1 protein-coding gene is annotated in these 903 nt (G+C 71.2%); it reads right to left on the reverse strand.

All coding sequences use genetic code 11. The annotated features are described in order from the left end of the window. On the reverse strand, positions 1 to 903 hold a 903-nt coding region (locus tag VKA29_RS08825), incomplete at both ends, for an IS30 family transposase (RefSeq protein WP_420718463.1).

Raw genomic sequence — 903 nt, forward strand, 5'->3', positions numbered from 1 at the left:
TCAGGTGCGGTGGGAGGGTCTGGACCGTGTCGGCGAGTGCCTGGCGCACGGCCGCGGCGGTGTGGTCGGTGGGCAGGTGGACGAGCAGCAGGTATCGGGTGCTGCGTTCGACCAGGGTGGCGATGGCGGAGCGGGAGTTGCGGCCGACGATGAGGTCGCCTTCCCAGTGGCCGGGGACGGCCCGGTCGGCTGCTTCGGCGGGCCGTTCGCTGATCATCGCCATGGGGTGGGAGAAGCGCGGCTGACGCTTGGCGGCGTGGCGGTGCGGGCGGCGCATGGCGCGGCCGGTGCGCAGGGCGCGGGTCAGTTCGCGACGCAGTTCACCGCGGCCTTGGACGTAGAGGGCCTGGTAGACGGTCTCGTGGGTCACGTGCATCTCCGGCCGGTCGGCACAGCGTCTGCGCAGAGCGTGACAGATCTGCTCCGGACTCCAGCGCAGGGTCAGGTGGTCCTGGATGAAGTCCCGCAGCTCAGGGTTCTGGCCGATCTTGCCGGGCTTGGGGCGCGGCCGGCGGGCGTCGGCGCGGGCCTGGGCGGCATGAGGCCGGTACTGGCCGTTCAAGGGGTGCCGGTTGCGGCGTATCTCCCGGCTGGTCGTTGAGGGGCTGCGGCCCAGTTCGGCCGCGATGGCCCGGACCGTGGCCTTCTCTCGCAGCCGGTCGGCGATGTGAATGCGGTCCGCTTCGCCCAGGTAGCGCGAGGGCGCGGACGGGCCCGGTTCAACGGGCGGCGGCACCACCGCGTTGATCGGTGGTGCCGCCTTGTTCCTGCCCGAGGCGCCGCGTCCGTTCCGCCATCGCTTGCCCGTCCGGACGTTGATGCCGATGACTGCGGCAGCCTCGGAATAGCCCATTCCTTGATCCACAAGCCGGAAGTATGCCTCCCGCTCCTGGACCAGCTTCC

Origin of the sequence: Streptomyces sp. H51, assembly GCF_035656535.1 — a bacterium.
In the GTDB taxonomy this organism is placed as follows: Bacteria; Actinomycetota; Actinomycetes; order Streptomycetales; family Streptomycetaceae; genus Streptomyces.